The sequence below is a fragment of the Nitrosomonas limosa genome (genome assembly GCF_054188085.1).
In genome coordinates, this window is the sequence record NZ_CM135180.1 from 442,944 (window position 1) to 464,151 (window position 21,208).

The 21,208-nt window shown below is 44.0% G+C and carries 22 protein-coding genes; 13 read left to right on the forward strand and 9 right to left on the reverse strand.

The window, feature by feature from the left end:
* Positions 1-185: 185 nt before the first annotated feature.
* The 3 genes from ACV7NC_RS01945 to flgA form a co-directional block, all read right to left on the reverse strand.
* On the reverse strand, positions 186-620 hold the full coding sequence (locus tag ACV7NC_RS01945) for an Mth938-like domain-containing protein (protein ID WP_458153761.1): 435 nt from the start codon (positions 618-620) through the stop codon (positions 186-188).
* A gap of 14 nt (positions 621-634) precedes the next feature.
* Positions 635-928: an acyl carrier protein gene (locus ACV7NC_RS01950; protein ID WP_458153762.1), complete on the reverse strand. Its 294-nt coding sequence runs from the start codon at positions 926-928 to the stop codon at positions 635-637.
* Positions 929-1,184: 256 nt separating this feature from the next.
* Positions 1,185-1,907: a flagellar basal body P-ring formation chaperone FlgA gene (flgA, locus tag ACV7NC_RS01955; RefSeq protein WP_458153764.1), complete on the reverse strand. Its 723-nt coding sequence runs from the start codon at positions 1,905-1,907 to the stop codon at positions 1,185-1,187.
* 220 nt (positions 1,908-2,127) lie between these two features.
* Here flgA and flgB point away from each other — a divergent pair, with 220 nt between their 5' ends.
* The 11 genes from flgB to flgL all read left to right on the forward strand — a co-directional run bounded on the left by flgB (position 2,128) and on the right by flgL (position 12,657).
* Positions 2,128-2,541, forward strand: coding sequence for a flagellar basal body rod protein FlgB (gene flgB, locus ACV7NC_RS01960; protein ID WP_458153765.1), 414 nt, complete (start codon positions 2,128-2,130; stop codon positions 2,539-2,541).
* 3 nt (positions 2,542-2,544) lie between these two features.
* On the forward strand, positions 2,545-2,949 hold the full coding sequence (flgC, locus tag ACV7NC_RS01965) for a flagellar basal body rod protein FlgC (protein ID WP_292923652.1): 405 nt from the start codon (positions 2,545-2,547) through the stop codon (positions 2,947-2,949).
* A gap of 11 nt (positions 2,950-2,960) precedes the next feature.
* Positions 2,961-3,629, forward strand: a complete 669-nt coding sequence (locus tag ACV7NC_RS01970; RefSeq protein WP_458153766.1) for a flagellar hook assembly protein FlgD — start codon at positions 2,961-2,963, stop codon at positions 3,627-3,629.
* Between the two features lie 12 nt (positions 3,630-3,641).
* Positions 3,642-4,925 (forward strand): flagellar hook protein FlgE, encoded by a 1,284-nt coding sequence (gene flgE / locus ACV7NC_RS01975; RefSeq protein WP_458153767.1) that lies wholly within the window; start codon positions 3,642-3,644, stop codon positions 4,923-4,925.
* 49 nt (positions 4,926-4,974) lie between these two features.
* Positions 4,975-5,721 (forward strand): flagellar basal-body rod protein FlgF, encoded by a 747-nt coding sequence (flgF, locus tag ACV7NC_RS01980; RefSeq protein ID WP_458153769.1) that lies wholly within the window; start codon positions 4,975-4,977, stop codon positions 5,719-5,721.
* 26 nt (positions 5,722-5,747) lie between these two features.
* A complete protein-coding gene (gene flgG, locus ACV7NC_RS01985) occupies positions 5,748-6,536 on the forward strand; it encodes a flagellar basal-body rod protein FlgG (RefSeq protein ID WP_458153770.1) in 789 nt (262 codons plus the stop codon).
* Between the two features lie 98 nt (positions 6,537-6,634).
* Positions 6,635-7,267: a flagellar basal body L-ring protein FlgH gene (locus ACV7NC_RS01990; RefSeq protein ID WP_458153771.1), complete on the forward strand. Its 633-nt coding sequence runs from the start codon at positions 6,635-6,637 to the stop codon at positions 7,265-7,267.
* Positions 7,268-7,306: 39 nt separating this feature from the next.
* Positions 7,307-8,416, forward strand: coding sequence for a flagellar basal body P-ring protein FlgI (locus ACV7NC_RS01995; RefSeq protein ID WP_458154816.1), 1,110 nt, complete (start codon positions 7,307-7,309; stop codon positions 8,414-8,416).
* An 18-nt stretch (positions 8,417-8,434) separates the two neighbouring features.
* Entirely contained in the window at positions 8,435-9,442 is a 1,008-nt protein-coding gene (gene flgJ, locus ACV7NC_RS02000) for a flagellar assembly peptidoglycan hydrolase FlgJ (protein WP_458153772.1), read from the forward strand.
* 79 nt (positions 9,443-9,521) lie between these two features.
* The gene (flgK, locus tag ACV7NC_RS02005) at positions 9,522-11,423 is read left to right on the forward strand and encodes a flagellar hook-associated protein FlgK (RefSeq protein WP_458153773.1); all 1,902 of its coding nucleotides are present in this window, start codon (positions 9,522-9,524) and stop codon (positions 11,421-11,423) included.
* A gap of 25 nt (positions 11,424-11,448) precedes the next feature.
* Positions 11,449-12,657 (forward strand): flagellar hook-associated protein FlgL, encoded by a 1,209-nt coding sequence (gene flgL / locus ACV7NC_RS02010; protein ID WP_458153774.1) that lies wholly within the window; start codon positions 11,449-11,451, stop codon positions 12,655-12,657.
* Positions 12,658-12,668: 11 nt separating this feature from the next.
* Here flgL and purD read toward each other — a convergent pair whose 3' ends face one another.
* The 5 genes from purD to ACV7NC_RS02035 all read right to left on the reverse strand — a co-directional run bounded on the left by purD (position 12,669) and on the right by ACV7NC_RS02035 (position 18,122).
* On the reverse strand, positions 12,669-13,979 hold the full coding sequence (purD, locus tag ACV7NC_RS02015) for a phosphoribosylamine--glycine ligase (RefSeq protein WP_458153775.1): 1,311 nt from the start codon (positions 13,977-13,979) through the stop codon (positions 12,669-12,671).
* A 14-nt stretch (positions 13,980-13,993) separates the two neighbouring features.
* The gene (gene purH, locus ACV7NC_RS02020) at positions 13,994-15,553 is read right to left on the reverse strand and encodes a bifunctional phosphoribosylaminoimidazolecarboxamide formyltransferase/IMP cyclohydrolase (protein ID WP_458153776.1); all 1,560 of its coding nucleotides are present in this window, start codon (positions 15,551-15,553) and stop codon (positions 13,994-13,996) included.
* Positions 15,550-15,792, reverse strand: coding sequence for a helix-turn-helix domain-containing protein (locus ACV7NC_RS02025; RefSeq protein ID WP_458153777.1), 243 nt, complete (start codon positions 15,790-15,792; stop codon positions 15,550-15,552). Before ACV7NC_RS02025 ends, purH begins: the two co-directional genes overlap by 4 nt.
* A gap of 7 nt (positions 15,793-15,799) precedes the next feature.
* Complete coding sequence (gene dusB, locus ACV7NC_RS02030; RefSeq protein ID WP_458153778.1) at positions 15,800-16,804, reverse strand: tRNA dihydrouridine synthase DusB; 1,005 nt, start codon at positions 16,802-16,804, stop codon at positions 15,800-15,802.
* A 145-nt stretch (positions 16,805-16,949) separates the two neighbouring features.
* Positions 16,950-18,122 carry an FAD-dependent monooxygenase gene (locus ACV7NC_RS02035; protein ID WP_458153779.1) on the reverse strand — a complete coding sequence of 391 codons (1,173 nt, stop codon included), beginning with the start codon at positions 18,120-18,122 and terminating at the stop codon, positions 16,950-16,952.
* A gap of 342 nt (positions 18,123-18,464) precedes the next feature.
* Between ACV7NC_RS02035 and ACV7NC_RS02040 the strand changes: the two genes are divergently transcribed.
* Positions 18,465-19,214 carry an ankyrin repeat domain-containing protein gene (locus tag ACV7NC_RS02040; RefSeq protein ID WP_458153780.1) on the forward strand — a complete coding sequence of 250 codons (750 nt, stop codon included), beginning with the start codon at positions 18,465-18,467 and terminating at the stop codon, positions 19,212-19,214.
* A gap of 47 nt (positions 19,215-19,261) precedes the next feature.
* Positions 19,262-19,978, forward strand: a complete 717-nt coding sequence (locus ACV7NC_RS02045; RefSeq protein ID WP_458153781.1) for a tetratricopeptide repeat protein — start codon at positions 19,262-19,264, stop codon at positions 19,976-19,978.
* Between the two features lie 61 nt (positions 19,979-20,039).
* Here ACV7NC_RS02045 and ACV7NC_RS02050 read toward each other — a convergent pair whose 3' ends face one another.
* Positions 20,040-21,089, reverse strand: a complete 1,050-nt coding sequence (locus tag ACV7NC_RS02050) for a class I fructose-bisphosphate aldolase (protein WP_458153782.1) — start codon at positions 21,087-21,089, stop codon at positions 20,040-20,042.
* Between the last annotated feature and the right edge of the window lie 119 nt (positions 21,090-21,208).

Below are 21,208 nucleotides of genomic sequence, written 5' to 3' on the forward strand. Positions count from 1 at the left end.
TAACGTTATTAAGGAAGCCATCTTTTTCACCTGACTTGCCGAGTCAGGAATTTATCACAATCAAGGCAGTTATGGCCATTTCTTTTTGATATAATCTACTCAGTAATGCTGATATTACAACATATTTATCCCATTCAATTCAGCGTATAAACATCAAACTGAATTTGATAGCGTAGTAATTATAACTATACCAATAATGCCGCGGCAATATGACGCCCTTCTTCCGCAAGGATGTTAAAAGTGCGGCAAGCAGCTCTGGTATCCATTATTTCAATTCCAATCCCGGTTTTGGTTATTTGAGCAAATAAGGAATGGTTCGGGAAAATATGTTTAGGACCGGTGCCAAGGAGAATTATTTCCGGAGCCGCAGTTATTAATGCATCAAAATGATGAAACTCCAACTCTGTAATCGAGAAGACTGGCCAATTTTCAATTAATTGATTAGGCAAGACGATCAAGCTTTTTTCATATCGAATCTGGTTTACTAAAACAAATCCCTCATCATATCCGGTAAAAAAAAATTGATGAGCATAGTTAGCTGGATGAAGTTTCACTGTTTTGCGCCTTATTGACTTTAAATCCTGCACCTTTGTCGATCTCTCGGAAATCAACACAGTCATTGAAAATTAGGTCCCTAAACGAGACTGTTCTGATGATAATTTTCTGTATTAATAGTTTTATTAGCAATAAATTGAACTAAATTCCCAAATGTTTCAAATGTTTTTGCGCTGATTTCATCATCGTTTATTGTAATTGAAAATCTTTTTTCAATCGCGAGCAAAATTGCTACTACAGCAACAGAGTCGAGCTCAGGGATATTGCCGAGTAAAATAGTGTTCAGCTCTAACGAGTTTACGCGTTCATCAAGACCTAATACATCTTTGAGAATTTTTTTTAGTTCGATTCCAATTTGATTAATATTAACCACAGTAAAAAATTATTTAAATAAGTTGAAACTGGCGTGCATTATAAATCGTTTATGCCATGCAATTACTAGAGAAACGTGATTAATTAACTACGCGAGCAAATTGCATCGTTGCGCAGTTATCGCTTCTTCGCCTATCGGATCGATATGCCTGGTTATTGCGTTGCGAACACTTCGACTTTCATTACATTCATTGAATTAATCAGCATTTCCCTAGCTTGTATTCCAAATTCAGGATACCCGCAAAGCAGAGATACTTCTATGGTTGTATTTCGACAATAGAATTAAGGCGTGCTAAGCCACGAATGATTTTTCCTGATTTATTCCGCACCTGAACCACTTGCCCTTCGGTGGCATCGGTTAGAGCTTGTCCTTCCGAACGAATACTGAAACCGCGACCTTGAACAACCAGATTTACAGTTTGACCGCGTAATATGACATAAGGTGCGCGAAGCATTTGTGGGCGAATTGGTTGTCCAGCCGAGAGATTGCTGGTCGCCACTTTACCAATCACTTGCGCAGTATCAGTAACAATCCCTTCCGGCATTTGAACGAGATTTACAGTTTGCAGGGCGACATCCTCGAAAGAGAGCGTCTGTCCACTTGAAACAGGGCGGGCAATATGAAGCACTTCTGTCATTACACTTACTTCCGCCTGAACATAGATAGTCCAAGATTCAGGTTGATTATCGCAACGTACGCCAATTGAAGTTTTTCCCCATAAGCGGCTACCTGCTGGAATAAAAGTTTCTAAGTTCGAACATTGCGGTAATACAAGTTGCCGATCAATCTGGCCAACATTCACGATTACCTGCCCGGGTAAATTTGCAGTATTGCTATACAAAAAGTGCTCAACCGCATTTCTGATAAGCGCAATTTCCTGATGTTGACTCCGCTTGTTGTTCGGAGCAGCAAAGGTCTGAGCCGTTAAAACAACAATTAATAGAAAGCATCGCACTAAAACCAAGCATGGTTTGTTCATTTAAATGGTCCGTTCATTATTGCCGCATTCGGCAAAGATTGCCGTCCTAAAACACGGCTTTGAATTGCACTTCGTGATCAATCGAAAAAGTATATTCAAAGGATAACATCCATTTCTTGCTTTAATCAGGGAATAGCTTGCCAATCTTAGCATTTATGATAGTTGGCATATTAAATGCTATCAGAAGAATGGAAATACTAACTGCTAGGTTAAACAGAAAATGATCAACAAACTGGATAAAGAATTAAATTACCATCATCAAGCCTTAAGTTTACGAGTGGCACGGCAAGAATTACTTTCAAGCAATGTTGCAAACGCTGATACGCCAAATTTTAAGGCAAAAGACATTGACTTCAACAGCCTGCTTAATCAGAAGCTGTCATCAACTTCCAATCTGCAAGGAAAGTTAGCTTTGAATACGACATCTACTATGCACATAAATTCAAGTGCTGCCGGAATTTTCGGTGACAACATTTTGTATCGAGTTCCATTGCAGCCGAGCGCGGACGGAAACACGGTCGACATGGATATGGAACGTACTAGATTCGCAGATAACGCGATTAAATATGATGCGAGCATCACATTTCTGAATAATGAATTTAGAAACTTGGTTTCAGCAATGCAGGAGAGATAGAGAATGTCTTTATTTAATGTATTCGGTATCGCAAGTTCAGCCATGTCGGCACAATCACAGCGGTTAAATGTGGTTGCAAGTAACCTATCCAATGCCGACAGTGTAACCAGCTCAACAGGTGAACCATATCGGGGGCGCCAAGTGGTTTTCAGCACATTACCGTCTGACGGGAATGGCGCGAGCGGAGTAAAAGTCGCGGGCATCGTTCACGATGCATCACCGATGCGTCAAATTTTTGATCCCAAGCACCCGATGGCCGATAAAAGTGGCTATGTGACGATGCCAAACGTCAATGTTGTCGATGAAATGGTGAATATGATGTCAGCCTCACGCTCGTACCAAAATAGTGTCGATATGATGAATACGACGAAATCATTGTTACAAAAAACCTTGACAATCGGTCAATAAAGGAGAGGGTGATGGAATCAGCTCAACCAGTTAACTTGCAAACAATTGCATCGACTGTTACGACAGGGATTACAAACAAAAAGGACGCGGAGAATCCACAGGATCGGTTTCTAAAGCTTCTGGTTACCCAGATGAAAAATCAAGATCCGCTGAAACCGCTTGATAATGCAGAAGTTACCAGTCAGATAGCGCAAATCAGCACAGTTTCAGGTATTGATAAATTAAATTCCACCTTACAGAAATTGGTTTCCAGTTCGGAAGAGAACCGATCTGTTGAAGCGCTCGGAATGATTGGCCATCATGCATTTGTTCCCGGCAAATTAATAACGCTGGATAAAGATGGCGCGATCGCTGGCGTCAATTTGGAACAAGCGGTTGATCAGCTCAATGTAACGATCCTCGACAGCTCAGGCATCGAGGTCCGCAAGATGGAATTGGGCGTGCAGCCATCCGGAATCAGTACGATCGCATGGGATGGTATGACCAATAGCGGCTCGAAGGCGGCGGATGGTGATTATACCTTTGCTGTTACCGCAAAACAGGGTGGTAAGGATATTAAAGTTGATACGCTTTCATTTGGTCTCGTGCAAAGTGTGACGCCTGGTAAAGACGACACGCTGCTGGATATGGGAGATGAACTGGGAATGGTTAGCTTGGGAAATATTAAGCAGGTATTTTGATAGGAGAACACAATGGGCTTTCAACATGGTTTAAGCGGACTGAACGCTGCGTCAACGAATTTGGATGTAATCGGTAATAATATTGCCAATGCGAACACGGCCGGGTTTAAGCAATCCATTGCGCAATTTTCTGACATTTTTGCGAATTCGATGGAAGGCTCAGATAACGCACAAATCGGTATCGGTTCAAAAATTTCGTCAATCGCACAGCAATTCGGCCAAGGAAATATCACGCCTACCAGTAACCCGCTAGACATCGCAATTCAAAGTCAGGGCTTTTTCCGGATGAGCGATAACGGAGCGGTCAGTTACAGTAGAAATGGGCAGTTTCATGTTGATGATTCTGGTTTTATTGTCGATGCTTCCGGCGCCAATCTGACCGGTTATATGGCAGATGAAAATGGCGATATTCAAGCGGGCAGTATTCCTACAAGTCTAAAATTCAGCACTGCTGATCTGGCGCCGCAGGCGACCACGACGTTCGATGTCGGGTTTAATCTGGATGCTCGCAAGGTCGGGGTTGCAACGGTTTTTAATGCGACCGATCCTAAAACCTATGAAAGCACCACTTCCGGCACCGTCATTGATAGTCTCGGCAATTCCCATGTTCTGTCTTTGTTTTTCAAGAAATCCGATACTTTAGCGAATACCTGGACAGCTTATGCAACGATTGATGGGAAAGTAACAGACCCCGGCGGCGTGCCCATAGGTGTTACTATCGAAGGAAATCCTTCTCAGTCTATGGTATTTGATGGCGAAGGTGTGCTTGATGATAGTGTTACACCAAATGCTACTAGTAAATTAGATGTTGAAATTGATTTCAGTGCAATTGATCCGCTTTTCGGCGGCGTATCGCCACAAACCATCACATTGGATCTCACCACGGCGACGCAATTCGGTTCTCCTTTTGGAGTCAATGCACTCACGCAAGATGGCTATACATCCGGTCGCATGTCTGGTTTTACCATCAGTGCGGACGGCATCATTCTCGGCAATTATAGTAGCGGTCAAACCAAAACACTGGCTCAAATCGTTCTTGCAAACTTCGTCAATCCTCAAGGATTAGTACCGATTGGAGATGGGCATTGGGCTGAGTCACCGGCATCTGGTGAGCCTCTGGTCGGGGTGCCAAAAACCGGAAATTTAGGATCCTTACAATCCAATGCCATCGAAGAATCGAATGTTGATCTTACAGCCGAGCTAGTAAAAATGATTTCAGCACAGCGCATGTATCAGGCCAGTGCAAAACAAATTGAAACTCAAGATCAGATTATTCAAACCATTACTCAGATTTAGTATTGATTTTGTGATGCAAACATCAGAATCATTTGGAGTTGCATAAAAAATGGATCGGCTAATTTATACCTCGATGACCGGCGCTAACCATACGCTGAATCAACAAGCAACAGTAGCTCATAATCTCGCGAATGCCTCAACCACCGGATTTCGCTCTGAAACAAACGCATTCCGCGCGGTACCCATATTTGGTGACGGCTTGCCAACACGTGCTTTTGTTGTGGATACGACGACGGGCGCCGACTTCGCATCTGGACCGCTGGAGACGACCGGTCGTGATCTGGATGTTGCGGTTCGTGGTTCCGGCTGGATTACCGTGCAGCTCGATAATGGTGAGGAAGCTTATACCAGGAATGGCAGCTTGCAAGTGAGTCCTAACGGTTTGTTATTAACGCACAATGGCTTGAAAGTAAAAGGAGCAACCGGTGGTTTTATTACAGTACCACCGGATTCACGCATTACCATCGGTGTGGATGGAACAGTATCCACGGTTCCATTGAACGCGCTACCGAATACTGTCGCGACGGTTGGGCGGATTAAATTGGTTGACCCGCCGGAGACTGATCTTGTTAAAGGCAACGATGGATTATTTCGCCGGAAGGATGGCAAAGAAGCGCCAGCGGAAGCGAGAGTGCGCTTAATCGACGGTACATTGGAGGGGAGTAATGTGAATGTTGTAAACGAGATGGTGAGCATGATCGCTTTAGCGCGTCAGTTCGACATGCAGATGAAGATGCTTGATAACGCAGAGAAGAATGCGCAACAGGCAAGTCAGATTATGTTGGTAAGAGTTTAAGTCAATCATATTGAGGTCTATCATCAATGATACGTTCGTTATGGATTTCTAAAACCGGGCTGGAAGCACAACAAACCAAGTTGGATGTGATTGCCAATAATTTGGCAAACGTCAGTACCAATGGTTTTAAACGATCTCGTGCAGTATTTGAAGATTTACTGTATCAAACGATTCGGCAGCCAGGCGCGCAATCGTCGCAGCAAACACAGTTGCCATCGGGGTTGCAAATTGGTACCGGTGTCAAGCCGGTAGCGACAGAAACCATTTTTACCCAAGGTGTACCGCAACATACAGATAATCAAAGAGATGTTGCAATTCGTGGAGTTGGTTTTTTTCAAGTATTGATGCCCGACGGCACAACTGCTTATACCCGTGATGGAGCTTTTCAACTCGATCTCAACGGACAGCTTGTTACTTCCAGCGGGTATCCGGTGCAACCGGCCGTTGTTGTACCTCCTAATGCATTAGGTATTACGATCGCGCGAGATGGGACGGTGTCTGCCACAGTTCCCGGTGGTACTGGAACACAACAGATTCAATTGGGTAACTTTCAGCTTGCGAGTTTCATTAATCCGTCGGGTTTGCAAAGAGTGGGAGAAAATTTGTACTTGGAAACAGCATCCAGTGGCACACCAAATCAGAATGCCCCTGGAACCAATGGCTTAGGTGTGTTGGATCAGAATTATGTCGAAACATCCAATGTCAATGTTGTAGAAGAATTGGTGAATATGATCCAAACGCAACGTGCCTACGAACTGAATTCCAAGTCAGTAGAAACATCCGATCAAATGCTGCAAAGATTGGCCCAGTTATGATGCGATTAATGGTCACGATGGATAAGTGTATACAAGCGATGATTTGTAGCGGGTTTTGGGTTGCACTTGCAATCGTGACATCGCTATCTGGATGTGCTATGACGCCAGCTACTTCTACTTACCAACCTAATACATTGCGCCCATTTCACCAAAGTTTAGCAGTTACCCAGCCGAATGGATCAATTCTTCAAGCACTCAATAGCACCACGGGGGGGGTTCGCTATACACCGTTATTCGAGGACAGGAGAGCTCGGGGTGTTGGCGATACGATCATCGTTACATTGAATGAAAGAACCAACGCCAGCAAAAGCTCCGGAAGCAATGTCGACCGATCCGGCAGCATTGACTTTTCAGTACCCAGTTTGCTAGGGGTGCCGTTAAAACTGTTGACCAAACATGCAACGATGGAAGCAAAAGCCAATAACAAATTTGATGGTGGTGGCGAAAGTTCGAGTAAAAATGATTTCAAAGGCACGATTACGGTCACAGTCATCGAAGCATTGCCGAATGGAAATCTTGTGGTAAGTGGAGAAAAACAAATCGGTATTAATCAGGGGCAAGAGTTTATAAGACTTTCCGGAGTAGTCAATCCAATTCATATTATGGCAAATACCATCTCTTCAACCCAGATTGCGGATGCGCGCATTGAGTATCGGGGTAATGGATATATCGATGAAGCGCAAACAATGGGGTGGTTGTCCCGATTCTTTCTTAATGTATCACCATTCTAATTTCATACGAACGCTTATCTATTTGAACGAAATTTGATTATGAAAAGAATTAATAAAGTCTTGGTTTGGATACTGATACTCGGTTCATTGCTACCAAGTATCAGTATCGCTGATCGTATTAAGGATCTGGCGTCCATCCAAGGCGTTCGTAACAATCAGTTAATTGGATACGGTCTGGTTGTAGGGTTGGACGGTAGTGGTGATATGACAACGCAGACACCCTTTACTGTTCAAAGTGTGATTAGCATGCTGGGTCAACTTGGGATCAATTTGCCTCCCGGAACAAATTTGCAGTTGCGGAATGTTGCTGCAGTCATGGTAACTGCAACACTGCCAGCATTTGCAAAACCTGGGCAACAGATTGATGTAACCGTTTCATCAATGGGAAATGCTAAGAGTTTGCGTGGAGGTACTTTGTTGATGACTCCATTGAAAGGTGCAGACAATCAAGTGTACGCGATGGCACAAGGGAGTATTTTGGTTGGTGGCATTGGCGCGGCTGCAGGAGGAAGCAGTGTGCAAGTCAATCATCTCAGTGTAGGTCGAATCAGTGGTGGCGGAATAGTTGAGCGAGAGATTCAGACATCTGTTGGACAAGGTGATTTTGTCAATCTGGAGTTGAATTCAACAGATTTCTCAACAGTGAATCGAATCGTCGAAGCGATCAACAAAATCTATCCATCGGCCGCAGCTGCAGTCGATGGGCGAGTCGTGCAAGTGAGAGCACCGGCTGATAATAATCAGCGGATTACTTTTATCTCTCAAATTGAAAGTATTGATGTGATACCGGCGAAGGCGCCTGCCAAAGTAATTGTCAATTCGCGTACTGGTTCTGTGGTGATGAATCAGTCCGTAACTCTCGAAACGAGTGCAATTGCACATGGAAATCTATCGATTATCATCAATACAGAACCGGTTATTAGTCAACCCGGACCATTTGCGCAACGAGGAGAAACGGTTGTTACCCAACGTTCCCAAGTTGAGATTCGCACGGACGAGGGAAATTTAATGTTGCTACCAAACGGGGCTGATTTGGGTGAAGTTGTGAAAGCTTTAACAGCAATCGGCGCAACAACACAAGATCTTTTGTCAATCTTGCAAGCTTTAAAAGCAGCAGGTTCACTACGTGCTGATTTGGAAATTATTTAACCTATTGATTAAAATCATATGATTATCTCTCCCGATATTTCGAGCAAGCTTGCTATTGATACCAAAAGCCTCAATGATTTAAATGGCATGGTCAAGCGAGATCCAGATCAAGCATTGCACAAGGCTGCGCAACAATTTGAAGCTTTATTTATGAATATGCTTCTTAAAAGTATGCGTGACGCTACCCCGAAAGATGGTTTATTTGAAAGCCGGCAGACACAATTCTTTACGCAGATGTATGACCAGCAACTTGCACAGCAATTGTCGACACGTGGAATAGGGATTGCCAGTATGATGGTTAAACAATTAAACAGAAGTGCTGAGCAACCGGCCTCAGCTCAGGCGATAAACCAAACAGATACGATCTTGTCTTCCTTGCACACTATCAATCAATCATCTTTAACCAAAAACGGGCACCCTAATGACAAATCGGAAAGCTTATGGCCAGGTGCTTCAAATTCTATGAAGCCGGCTGCACCGGTAAATAGCACAAATTCTATCAATGAGTTTTTCAGTAATCCTGTCAAAAGAGGTTCTTCATCAGGGAATCCATCGAATGCATCTGCTAATTTTATTGAAATGCTGCTTCCGCATGCAAGAACAGCTTCACAATCAACAGGAATCCCTCCGCATTTCATGCTGGCTCAAGCTGCGCTTGAGAGCGGCTGGGGTAAGCATGAGATACGATATGCTGATAACAGTCCTAGCTATAATTTATTCGGAATTAAAGCCGGCGCGAATTGGAAGGGTGATGTCGTTGAAACGGTGACCACGGAATATATCAATGGCGTGCCACAAAAAACCGTAGAAAAGTTTCGTGCATATAGCTCATATGCGGAAGGGTTCCATGACTATGCGAGGTTACTATCCGATAATCCGCGTTATGCAAAAGTCTTGCAATCAACAGATGCCGTATCATTTGCTAATGGTCTTCAGCGTGCCGGTTATGCGACTGATCCTAAATATGCCGAGAAACTGATTCGAATACTTAATAGTGAAAAGTTGCAAAGCCGTGAATTCATTTAGCAAGCAAGCTTATCAATTCTTTTATGATCTTGCCGATATCAGTTCAATATTAATTAATTTAAAGAATTAGTTATAAATTATGGGAAACAGTATTCTTGATGTTGGATATTCGGGGTTATTAACGTCACAAAATCAATTGTTGACGACAAGTCATAATATTAGTAATGCAAATACGCCCGGTTTTAATCGTCAGAAAGTGATACTAACCACGAATACCTCGCAATCCACTGGCGCGGGGTTTGTTGGGCGTGGTGTCGCTGCAGCGACTGTTCATCGCATTTATAATCAATTTCTGGTTGGTCAGTCATTGCAAATACAAACGCAGAGTCAAGCGCTGGATAGCAATTATAATGAGATAAAACAACTGGATAATATGTTTGCTGAAACTACATCCGGACTTTCCCCAACGCTGCAAAACTTTTTTACTGCCATACAGGACGTTGCTACAAATTCATCGGTGATACCTTCAAGGCAATCGATGTTAAGTAATGCAGAGGCGCTTGTTTCGCGTTTTCACAGCATGGATCAGCGTATTACGCAGATTAAAGATGGCGTTAATACACAGATAACCAGTGCGGTTACAGAGATTAACTCTTTGGCTGAACAAATTTCCCAGATTAATCAGCAAATAATTTGGGCGGAAGGTGCTGCAGGCGGCCATCCAGCTAATGATATGCTGGATCAGCGTGATGATCTTATTAATCAGTTAAATAAAATAATTAATACCGATACAGTTCGCCAAAGTGACGGTACTGTGAATGTTTATGTCGGATCAGGACAAGCACTGGTTGTGGGTGCGCAAACACTAACGCTTCAAGCGATGAAATCACCTGATGTTCCCGAGAAATTAACAATAGGGTTGATGAATGGTTCAAGTGTAATACAGCTACCGGAGAAACAGATTTCTGGCGGGACTTTGGGTGGACTCTTAGCGTTTCGTAATGACTCACTCGATAAAGCCCATAATGCACTGGGAAGAATCGCAATCAACTTGGCGCAAACATTTAATGCGCAGCATCAGTTAGGCATGGATCTGAATGGTGACATGGGCGGTGCATTTTTTAATTTGCCGACTCCTAAAGTAATTTCTGCATCAATCAATAACATCGCTTCGAATATTACTTCACAAATCACCGACTATAGTGCTTTAACAACAAGCGATTATCAGTTTTCTTTTGATGGTACGAATTACACATTGACCAGATTATCCGATAACACCTCGACAACACCGACGAATGTGTTTCCTATAACCCTCGATGGAATTTCGGTATCCGCTGCTACGATGCTGGCGAATGAAAGATTCCGTATACAACCGACCGTCAATGGTGCTAAAGATATTGGTGTCAATATTACCGATACCACTAAAATTGCGGCAGCTGCTCCAAATCGCACCAGCGCAGCTTTAACCAATACTGGCACCGGAAAAATTAGCGCTGGATCTGTCAATCCCTTACCTCTTGACACTAATCTACAACAACCGCTCACCATAACATTTGGAACTCCACCGAGTACCTTTAATGTAGCAGGTATTGGTACTGGATTGCCGGTGACTGGTCAAGCATATTCTTCTGGCACTGACATCAGTTTTAATGGCTTTACCTTCCAAATTAGCGGGAGCCCAGCGGCGGGGGATGTTTTTACAATAACACCCAATAACAGCGGCGTTTCAGATAATCGCAATATCCTGCAACTGGGGGCATTGCAATCCACTAATACCATTCAGAATGGTACTGCGACTTACCAATCTGCCTATGGGCAACTGGTCAGCGAGATTGGAAATAAAACTCGAGAATTAGAAGTTACGAGTAAAGCGCAAGCCAATTTATTGACACAAACACAGAATTCTATCCAATCGGTTTCAGGTGTTAATTTGGATGAAGAGGCAGCAAATTTGCTACGATTCCAACAGGTTTATCAAGCCTCGAGCAAGGTCATTGAATTAAGTAAGACTTTGTTTGATTCGATTCTTCGATTTGGTTAATTTCGATTGATGGGAAGGAAAGGCGATGCGTATCAGTACGAATACAATGTACGAAAGTGGCACCAATATGATGCTGCAGCAGCAGGAGAAGCTGATGAAAACACAACAACAGCTTTCCACTGGTAGAAGAATTCTTACACCCTCCGATGACCCAATCTCTGCAGCTCAAGTATTAAATATTGCGCAATCAGCATCGCTTAATGAACAATATTCCGTGAACCGGACCAGTGCCAATTCGTCGCTGGCGTTAGAAGAAAACGTTTTGAGAAAAGTAACGACGGTGCTTCAAGATCTGCACAGCGCAGCAGTATATGGTGGAAATTCATCGCTAACCGATAATGAACGGAAAATCCTGGCGACGGAATTACGCAGTCATTTGGAATCTCTTGTTGGTCTGGCAAATACCACTGATGAGAAGGGGCAGTATCTATTCTCGGGATATCAGGCGCATACCAAGCCCTTTGTACAGACCGGGCTCGCTGTTGCTTATGCTGGAGACCAAGGACAACGAATGAATCAAGTCGGTCCTGCACGTCAGCTTGCTGTAAGTGATTCAGGGACGGATATTTTTGAACGTATCAAGAATGGTAACGGTGTTTTCTCAACGGCTGCCGATTCTTTAAATACCGGCACTGGCGTTATCGATGTGGGTTCGGTGATAACTCCAGCAAGCCTTACCGGCGATAGTTACGAGATAACTTTTAATGTGTCTGCTGGCGTGACTACTTACGATATTGTGAATACCACTTCCCCAGCAACAGTTTCAACCGGAAATCCTTACACGAGCAACAGCGCCATTAGTTTTGCTGGCATGCAATTGAGTATCAAGGGTGATCCAGCCAATGGCGATAAATTTACTGTTTCGCCAAGCCAGAATCACAGTATTTTTAATACCGTGAGCGATTTGATTACAGCGCTTGAAACGCCAGCGAGCGGTCAACCTGGGGGAACACGGCTGGCGAATAGTCTGAAATCGGTACTACAAAATGTTAACAATAGTTTGGAACATGTTCTCGCGAAGCAAGCGTCAATTGGCGCCAGATTGCAAGAAATCGAAACACTTGAAAGTGTTGGCGATGATCAGAATATTCAATTTCAACAATTACTTTCAAGCCTGCAGGATGTGGACTTTGCGAAATCAATCTCGGATCTGAATAGACAGCAACTTTATTTGGAAGCGGCGCAACAATCCTATGTTAAGGTATCCGGTTTGTCACTGTTTAATTATATTTAGCGCTGCTTTATCTAATTGTTTTTCCGTTGAAAACTAATCCCTTGGTTGCCGATATCCTGGCGGATTTGACAGCCGTCAAAATGAATTTTTTCAATGAGCTTATAGGCGGATTGCTGAGCGAGTTTAATATTTTCGCCTAACGACGTTACACATAGTACGCGGCCGCCAGCTGTAACAAATTCATCGCCGCCTTGTCCTCCAAAAGCTGTACCGGCCTGAAAAATATGAAAATCGTCGGTATGTTCTTGTGCGGTAATTAATTCTTTCAAACCACTAATGACATCATTCTTTCTTGGGTTTTCAGGGTAACCTGCTGCTGCCATGACTACGCCAAGCGCCGTTCGGCGATCCCACTCGATATCCGCAGTATCCAAAGTGCCGTTAACTGCGTGCTCAATGAGCGTTAGCAAATCACTTCTTAAACGCAGCAGTATCGGCTGAGTCTCAGGATCACCGAGGCGGCAATTAAATTCCAATACTTTAGCCTGATTCTCAGGTGTAATCATTAAGCCTGCATATAGAAAGCCGGTGTAGGTGATTCCTTCCTTCTTCATGCCACTGATCACCGGATCAATAATATTGCGCATGATTTGGGCGTGCAAGCTGGGAGGTACAAACGGCGTTGGTGAGTAGGCACCCATGCCACCCGTATTGGGTCCAAGGTTTTCATCCAAGAGACGTTTATGATCCTGGCTGGTTGCTAAGGGTAGAATGTGGATACCGTCGGTGACGACAATAAAGCTGACTTCTGTTCCTTCAATGTATTCCTCAATAATAATCTCGTTACCGGCGGCACCTAGATGATTCTCAACGAGTAGCGTATTCACCGCAGCATGGGCTTGATCAGCGGTTCTGGCAATGATCACGCCTTTTCCTGCCGCCAAACCGTCTGCTTTAATAACTAAAGGCGCGCCATGCTGATCGATGTAGGCATGCGCTAGATCCGGTTGGTTAAAACAACAGTAAGCAGCCGTTGGAATGTGATGCCGCATCATGAAGTTTTTTGCGAAAGTTTTCGATGTTTCAAGCTGTGCGGCTTTTTGTGTCGGGCCAAAAATTTTTAAGCCGGCAGCTTGAAATTCATCGACGATTCCGGCAGCCAGCGGAATCTCTGGTCCCACGATTGTTAACGCGATTTGTTCCTTTTTTGCAAATTCAATTAACTCAGGAAAAGAAGTTATCGGGAGATTCTCGATCGCTTGTTCCAATCCGGTACCGGCATTTCCCGGAGCAACATAGACTTTATGTACTCGCGGCGATAAGCTGAGTTTCCATGCTAACGCATGTTCTCTGCCGCCACTGCCAATCACTAATAATTTCATGGATTTAATATCACTTAATGTCTGAAATGCCGGATGCCGGTGAATACCATTGCGACGCCGTGTTCATCGGCAGCGGCGATAACTTCATCGTCGCGGATACTGCCGCCCGGTTGAATGATTGCTGTGGCGCCAGAATCAATCACAACATCGAGTCCATCGCGAAATGGAAAAAATGCATCCGATGCAACGACTGATCCCGAAAGCGAGAGCTGAGCCTGTTGCGCTTTGATTGCTGCGATGCGAGCGCTATCGACACGGCTCATTTGGCCGGCGCCGATGCCGACGGTTTGACCATCGCGGCAGAAAACAATAGCGTTTGATTTAACGAACTTTGCAGCGCGCCAAGCAAATAATAAATCATCCAATTGCTGTTGTGAGGGTTTTACTTGCGTAACGACGCGAAGGTCGGAAGCGATGATGTTGTGGATGTCCGGTGTTTGAACCAGTAAGCCGCCACCCACCTTCTTCAAATCGTAATTATGATGTCCGGCATGGAGCGGCACTATCAGTAATCGGATATTGTTTTTTTGCGTAAAGATTTGTTGTGCTTCCGGCGATATCTCTGGCGCGATGACAACCTCGACAAATTGTTTCAGAATGGTTTCAGCGGTGGCGACATCGATCATTCTGTTAAATGCAATAATACCCCCAAAGGCGGATACCGGGTCAGTGGCAAAAGCGAGCTGATAAGCACGCAATACAGTCTCAGCAATCGCTATCCCGCAAGGATTGGCGTGTTTCACAATCACACACGCGGGTTTATCAAAAGTCTTGACGCATTCCAACGCCGCATCGGTATCAGCGATATTGTTATAGGATAATTCTTTCCCCTGCAATTGACAGTAATTCGCCAGACTGCCCGGGGTTGTAGTTTCGTCTCGGTAAAAAGCTGCCTTCTGATGAGGGTTTTCACCATAACGTAAATGTTGAGCGATCTTGAAGTTTAAATTCAGAGAATCAGGAAAATCTTTGCGGTGATAGTTATCATCCAAAGCAGTTAGAAAATTACTGATAGCGCTATCGTATGACGCCGTGTGTGTAAACGCTTTTTTTGCAAACATAAAACGCGTCGTCAGACTGGTTGATCCGCGGTTGATTTCCAGTTCCTGGCATAATAAAGGATAGTCTTGAGGATCAGTTACAATGGTTACTTTTTGATAATTTTTAGCCGCAGCACGGACCATGGTAGGGCCGCCAATATCGATATTTTCGATAGCTTCTTCCAGGGTGCAATCGGGATTTGAAATTGCCTGCTTGAAGGGATAAAGATTAACAACAACCAGATCAATATTCGGAATTGATCTTGCTGTAAGTGTCTCCTGATGCTCCGGAACATCATTCCGCGCTAAAATCCCGGCATGAATCTTTGGATGCAAGGTTTTGACTCTACCATCCAGCATTTCCGGAAAATCAGTATATTGACCGACTTCAACCACGGGTAATCCGGCTTCTAGCAACAATTTTGCAGTGCCGCCGGTTGATAGCAGCGTAATCTCATACTTAATTAGTTGTTGCGCAAGCGAAATCAGTCCAGTCTTGTCTGAGACGCTGATAAGTGCATATTTTATTGTCATTTAATTTGATATTGTTTCATTTTCTGACGTAGCGTATTACGATTGATTCCTAGTAATTCGGCTGCTCGTGTTTGGTTTCCCTCTGTATGTTGCATCGCGATTTCAATTAATGGTTTTTCAACACTGTGAATGACCATGTTATAGAGATGCCCAGGTTTCTCACCATCTAAATCTTTGAGATAACTACCAATGGCTTTACGTATACAGGATGCAATTTCGTTTTCTTTGATTGCATTCATAAACTGATCACTCCCCCTCTCTGATGTATCTCAATCTGTGTCCGATCTCAGCTAATTTCGAGAAAAATGCGTTGGTTTCCGAAATTTGTTGGTTACTCGATTGCAATTGGTTCATCGATTGACGGAAGTTTGCAGAACCCATCAATCCTTTGGTATACCACGAGATATGTTTCCGGGCGATGCGAACTCCCGAATACTCACCGTAGAATTCATAAAGATCATATAAGTGCTTAATCAGCACTTGGTGTATTTCGGCTACTTCGGGTGCCGGAAGCTTTTGCCCGGTGGAGAGGAAGTGGTCAATTTCACGGAAAATCCAAGGCCTGCCCTGTGCAGCACGTCCAATCATAATTGCGTCAGCCTTGGTATACGCCAGTATTTCTTGGGCTTTTTCGGGAGTGGTTATATCACCATTCGCGATAACCGGGATGCTGATGACTGCTTTAACCGCTGCGATGGTGTCGTACTCGGCAGTGCCGGTATATGCGCATGCGCGAGTTCGACCATGAATTGCCAGCGCTTGCACGCCGGAACTTTCTGCAATGCGTGCAACGGATAATGCATTTTTATGCTGTTTGTCCCAACCGGTGCGTATTTTAAGTGTTACCGGCACGTCAACAGCATTCACAACAGAATCAAGAATACGCCCGACTAATTTCTCGTCTTGCAACAGCGCCGATCCAGCCATTACATTACAGATCTTTTTGGCGGGACAACCCATATTAATATCAATAATTTGCGCGCCATTGTCTACATTATATCGGGCTGCGGTCGCCAACATCTGTGGATCAGCACCCGCAATCTGGACAGAAATGGGCGAAACTTCGCCATCGTGATTCGCACGTCGTTGAGTTTTTACCGAGCCCCAGAGTAAAGAGTTGCTGGATACCATCTCCGATACAGCCATACCAGCCCCCATTTTTTTGCATAGCTGCCTGAAAGGGCGATCAGTTACACCAGCCATCGGAGCAACAATCAGCTTGTTTTTCAATAAATGAGGACCAATTTGCATAACGAAATATAAGTGCGAATGATTGTAATGTTATGATCAGTAATAAGATTTCTATGAAAATAATTTGATTTGTTGATGGCTGTAGTTTGCTTCTGCTTTCCTTCTCACTAACGCTAAGACGGTAATAAGGAGCTTTGACATCAAATTAACCACGCAACCCGAATATCATTCGACGCGCCACGAAATGCTTGAGCGAAGGAATGCAATCCAGGGTGCTGAGTCCTAATCCGCATGCTTGCTGTAACAATTTGTTATTATTTGAGAAAATCTTTATTAGGGAATCTGTGAAAATGCGGCCGCCGCTGCTATCGATTATTCGATTCTGACGAAATTTACTGAGCATTCCAGCCGAGCCGATGTCTTGCGACCGGCCCGGAGCACTAATGATCTCTCTTGCCAATTCATAAGCATCGCGCAAACCAAGGTTAAATCCTTGCCCAGCGACGGGGTGCAAGGTTTGTGCCGCATTTCCGATCAATGCAACTCTTTGCGCAGTTGTAGTGGAAGCGTATTTAAGAGTTAACGGGAAAGCTGAGCGTTTTCCTGCATGAATTAATTTTCCGAGTCTGTCACCAAAATGTTGATGTAGGCGAATCAGAAAAGTAGGGTCATCCAGCGCCATAATCTCTTTAACGGCTTGCGGGGAAACGGTCCAAACTAACGCGAAATTTTCCCCATTGGGAAGCATTGCGACAGGACCATCCGATGTGAAGCGTTCATAAGCAATGCCCGTTTGCTTTTGGGCGGCTTGGATATTCGCTACGACAGCCCATTGATGGTAATCATGAATTGTGTATGTGAGCTCTGGAATTTGCTTAGCCAAATGACCGCCATCAGCGATAACAATAAGTTTTGCATTGATGGTTTGTTCTGCATTTTGATGGGTAAAAAAAACTTTACCTTGGTTTTTAGTTGTTTCAAGCTGATTAACGGTTGCTCCGGTGAGATAAACAGAATTATTTTCTAATAAAAGCTGATGCATCGCACAAAAGAGATCATGAAAATTCACGACAAAACCAAGTGCAGGTACATCGGCGTCGTCAGACGTTAATATTGTTTCGCCAAAAACGCCGCGATTGGAGATATGAATCGTTTTAATCGGTGTGATTTGAGTAAGGTTGCGCCATACTCCAAGTTTATCCAGTATCAGTTGAGTTCCATACGATAATGCCAGCGGTCTTGGATCATCATCTTTCTGAGGAATATTGCGCGCTTCGAGCAGGATACTTGAAATATTTGTTTGCCGAAGAGCCAGCGACAAAGCCATACCTACCGGACCACCGCCAATAATAACGACATCGTAATGATCAGCGATCATAAATTCGCACTTTTGAAAAATTAACAGCGTATCAACAACAGATAACAAACTTTAGACGATGATATTCAAGGAGATCGCTAAGGCAGCTTACCAGCCAAAGGCCATATCAGCAAAGTAAGCCCGCCACTAAGCCGCAAGGATATCATAGAGCATTTAATGTTGGAATCAGAGATGTTGGCATTGATAGGTGAATCACAAGACGTAAATGTTGCTAAGATTGTATAATCCTGCGACTTATCCAAAGATTCCAAGCCATCAAACCTGGTGATTAAATTGTACCGATTAATCGATGGTATTGGACATATGTCGTATATTGTTTCAAAGAGCTAAAAGGGTATTGGTATGTTGAGGTCGCTGAGTTACAAATTGCTGCGTTGTTTGGTCGCTATGATTCTCTTTGCTACAGAGAGTGCTTGGTCGCAAAATCAGGAAACTGAATTGATTAATGCGGTCGATAAATCTAATTTCTCTCGTGTAAAAACAATATTAGAATCTCAAAGTGTTGATAAAGATAAACTAAATCAAACACTTCAGATTGCTGTTAAGAGAGGGAATGCTGAAATTGTTGAGTATATTCTGCAACGGGAAGTGGATATCGAGCAGCAAAACGAGAATAGCTATACGGCTTTACTGCAAGCAGCGAGAGATGGCCGTGAACAAATTTTGCAACTATTGTTAGCCGCAGGGGCTGACGCACATGCCGTATCGGATGATGGCAGTACGGCTTTAATGTTGGCTGCAGAGAAAGACCGGAGAAAGGTGATCGATTTACTGCTGGCAGCAAAGGTTGATGTTAATGCCAGAAGAGATGATGGCATGACGGCGTTGTTGCTAGCAGCGCAAGAAGGACACAAACAAACAATACAAACTTTGGTTAACGCTAACGCGAATGTCAATTATCAACTGGAAAACGGAGCTACGGCGTTAATGATGGCGGCACAACATGGCAATCTAGGTGCTACTTATGCACTCGTGGCGGCGAAAGCGGATTTGAATCTTAAAGCTAACAACGGTGTAACGGCATTGTCACTCGCCAGTCGATATGGGCATCGGGAGATATCGGAACTATTGAAAAAAGCAGGCGCAAGATAATTAATTTAATTAATTCTTAAGATCAATTGGATTACGGGAATAGATAAGTGACACAAAATTTGTCTGAAATTATAAAGGAAAGAATACCCATGAGATTTTCGTTTGTAATAGGGTTGGTGGCAGTAACTACATTAATTGCAGGCTGTGGCGAATCACAGAAGAGTGATAAGCAGGATGCTAGTGAGACTTCGATGCCGCTCAGTGAAATTACCAAGCTTGGTGAAATTCCTTCATTCATGAGCGAAGGATTATCGGAAGAAGAAAAATCAGAATTAAAGCAACAAATCATGCCGCATGGTATTGATGATGTCAGCGTGGCTGAAGAAAAATTCAAAGCGCTTACGGAAAATGCAAAAGCCGGGGATCCGGTTGCGCAGAATAATTTAGGTGTTATGTATTACACCGGAGAAGCGGTATCGAAAACTGCGAGCGGTCAGATTTTGAATAATGATCCTGAGCTTGCTGCAGGATGGTTTTACCGTGCCGCCGAGCAAGGTTATGCCGACGCTCAATTCAATCTGGGATTGATGTATGTGAATGGGGAAGGTGTTTCACAAGATCTTGAACAAGCAGTAGAATTATTTCGTAAAGCTGCCGAACAAGGGCATGTCGATGCTCAAAATAATTTGGGAGCCATGTATTTTATCGGGGAAGGTGTAGAGCGAAATATCAATAAAGCCATTGAATGGTTTGAAAAAGCAGCAGCCCAGGGTAACGAAGAAGCCCGGGCTAATTTGGAAGCGATAAAAGCAGCAGAAAAATAATTTCTTTCTTTATTCTAAGAATCGAATGATATCAATCACCCTGAATCCCGATGTGGAGACTTCAAGCGATAGTTACCTCATCGGAAAGATATACGTCCTGGATGGCATGGAGCAGCTTGACACCTTCAGCAAACGGTTTCTGAAACGCTTTTCGTCCGGAAATCAATCCCATGCCGCCAGCGCGTTTATTTATTACCGCTGTTCTGATAGCCTGATGTAAATCGTCGCTTCCCGACTCACCGCCGGAATTGATCATGCCGATTCTGCCCATGAAGCAATTGGCAACTTGGTAACGGACAAGATCAATGGGGTGCTCCGTCGTAAGATCGGTGTAGACTTTCGGGTGGGTTTTTCCGAATTTGAGCGCGGTATAACCGCCGTTGTTAGTTGCCATTTTTTGCTTAACGATATCGGCGCCGATGGTGACAGCCAAGTGATTTGCTTGTCCTGTCAAATCAGCGCTGACATGAAAATCTTTATCGGCGGTTTTAAATGCGGAATTACGGGTATAAGCCCATAAAATCGTGACCATTCCTAAGTTGTGCGCATGCTCAAATGCTTCCGAAACCTCTAGTATCTGGCGCCGTGATTCATCGGATCCGAAAAAGACCGTAGCGCCAACAGCGCAAGCCCCCATATCAAAAGCTTGGTCGATGCTGGCGAAAAGTGTTTGGTCGAATTTATTCGGATAAGTGAGCAATTCGTTATGATTGATTTTCAGGATCATTGGAATTTTATGCGCGTATCGGCGCGCTATGATTCCTAATACACCCAGTGTCGATGCAACACCATTGCAACCGCCCTCGATAGCGAGTTCGGCAATATTCTTAGGGTCAAAAAACATCGGATTGGGCGCGAAGGAAGCGCCAGCCGAATGTTCTACACCTTGATCGACGGGTAGCAAGGATAAGTAACCGGTGCCCGCCAGCCTGCCGTGATTATAAAGTGCCTGAAGATTACGCAATACGCCGGGTTTCCGGTTGCTCAAGCTCATCACCCGGTCGACGAAATCCGCACCAGGCAGCTCCAAGTCATTTTTAGAGATAGTGTGACAAATATGATTCAGGAGCGTGTCACTTTCATTGCCAAGAATGTCCGTAATGTTTGCCATTGCAACTCCTTCGTTGTGATAAAAGCATGATAGCTGGAGATGAGAAGATATTACGCTAAGTCACTTTGCAAGAAAATAAGAATTTACCTTGATTCGTCAAGTGCCGCTAAGAAAACTGA

Bases quoted from the DNA above. Each gene is read 5' to 3' on its own strand.
- ACV7NC_RS02050 (WP_458153782.1), bottom strand. From the start codon at position 21,089: ATGGCAAACATTACGGACATTCTTGGCAATGAAAGTGACACGCTCCTG.
- ACV7NC_RS01970 (WP_458153766.1), top strand. From the start codon at position 2,961: ATGGAATCAGCTCAACCAGTTAACTTGCAAACAATTGCATCGACTGTT.
- purD (WP_458153775.1), bottom strand. From the start codon at position 13,979: ATGAAATTATTAGTGATTGGCAGTGGCGGCAGAGAACATGCGTTAGCA.
- ACV7NC_RS02025 (WP_458153777.1), bottom strand. From the start codon at position 15,792: ATGAATGCAATCAAAGAAAACGAAATTGCATCCTGTATACGTAAAGCC.
- flgE (WP_458153767.1), top strand. From the start codon at position 3,642: ATGGGCTTTCAACATGGTTTAAGCGGACTGAACGCTGCGTCAACGAAT.
- flgC (WP_292923652.1), top strand. From the start codon at position 2,545: ATGTCTTTATTTAATGTATTCGGTATCGCAAGTTCAGCCATGTCGGCA.
- ACV7NC_RS01945 (WP_458153761.1), bottom strand. From the start codon at position 620: ATGACTGTGTTGATTTCCGAGAGATCGACAAAGGTGCAGGATTTAAAG.
- flgB (WP_458153765.1), top strand. From the start codon at position 2,128: ATGATCAACAAACTGGATAAAGAATTAAATTACCATCATCAAGCCTTA.
- flgL (WP_458153774.1), top strand. From the start codon at position 11,449: ATGCGTATCAGTACGAATACAATGTACGAAAGTGGCACCAATATGATG.
- ACV7NC_RS02040 (WP_458153780.1), top strand. From the start codon at position 18,465: ATGTTGAGGTCGCTGAGTTACAAATTGCTGCGTTGTTTGGTCGCTATG.
- dusB (WP_458153778.1), bottom strand. From the start codon at position 16,804: ATGCAAATTGGTCCTCATTTATTGAAAAACAAGCTGATTGTTGCTCCG.
- ACV7NC_RS02035 (WP_458153779.1), bottom strand. From the start codon at position 18,122: ATGATCGCTGATCATTACGATGTCGTTATTATTGGCGGTGGTCCGGTA.
- purH (WP_458153776.1), bottom strand. From the start codon at position 15,553: ATGACAATAAAATATGCACTTATCAGCGTCTCAGACAAGACTGGACTG.
- flgK (WP_458153773.1), top strand. From the start codon at position 9,522: ATGGGAAACAGTATTCTTGATGTTGGATATTCGGGGTTATTAACGTCA.
- flgJ (WP_458153772.1), top strand. From the start codon at position 8,435: ATGATTATCTCTCCCGATATTTCGAGCAAGCTTGCTATTGATACCAAA.
- flgG (WP_458153770.1), top strand. From the start codon at position 5,748: ATGATACGTTCGTTATGGATTTCTAAAACCGGGCTGGAAGCACAACAA.
- flgA (WP_458153764.1), bottom strand. From the start codon at position 1,907: ATGAACAAACCATGCTTGGTTTTAGTGCGATGCTTTCTATTAATTGTT.
- flgF (WP_458153769.1), top strand. From the start codon at position 4,975: ATGGATCGGCTAATTTATACCTCGATGACCGGCGCTAACCATACGCTG.
- ACV7NC_RS01990 (WP_458153771.1), top strand. From the start codon at position 6,635: ATGACGCCAGCTACTTCTACTTACCAACCTAATACATTGCGCCCATTT.
- ACV7NC_RS01995 (WP_458154816.1), top strand. From the start codon at position 7,307: ATGAAAAGAATTAATAAAGTCTTGGTTTGGATACTGATACTCGGTTCA.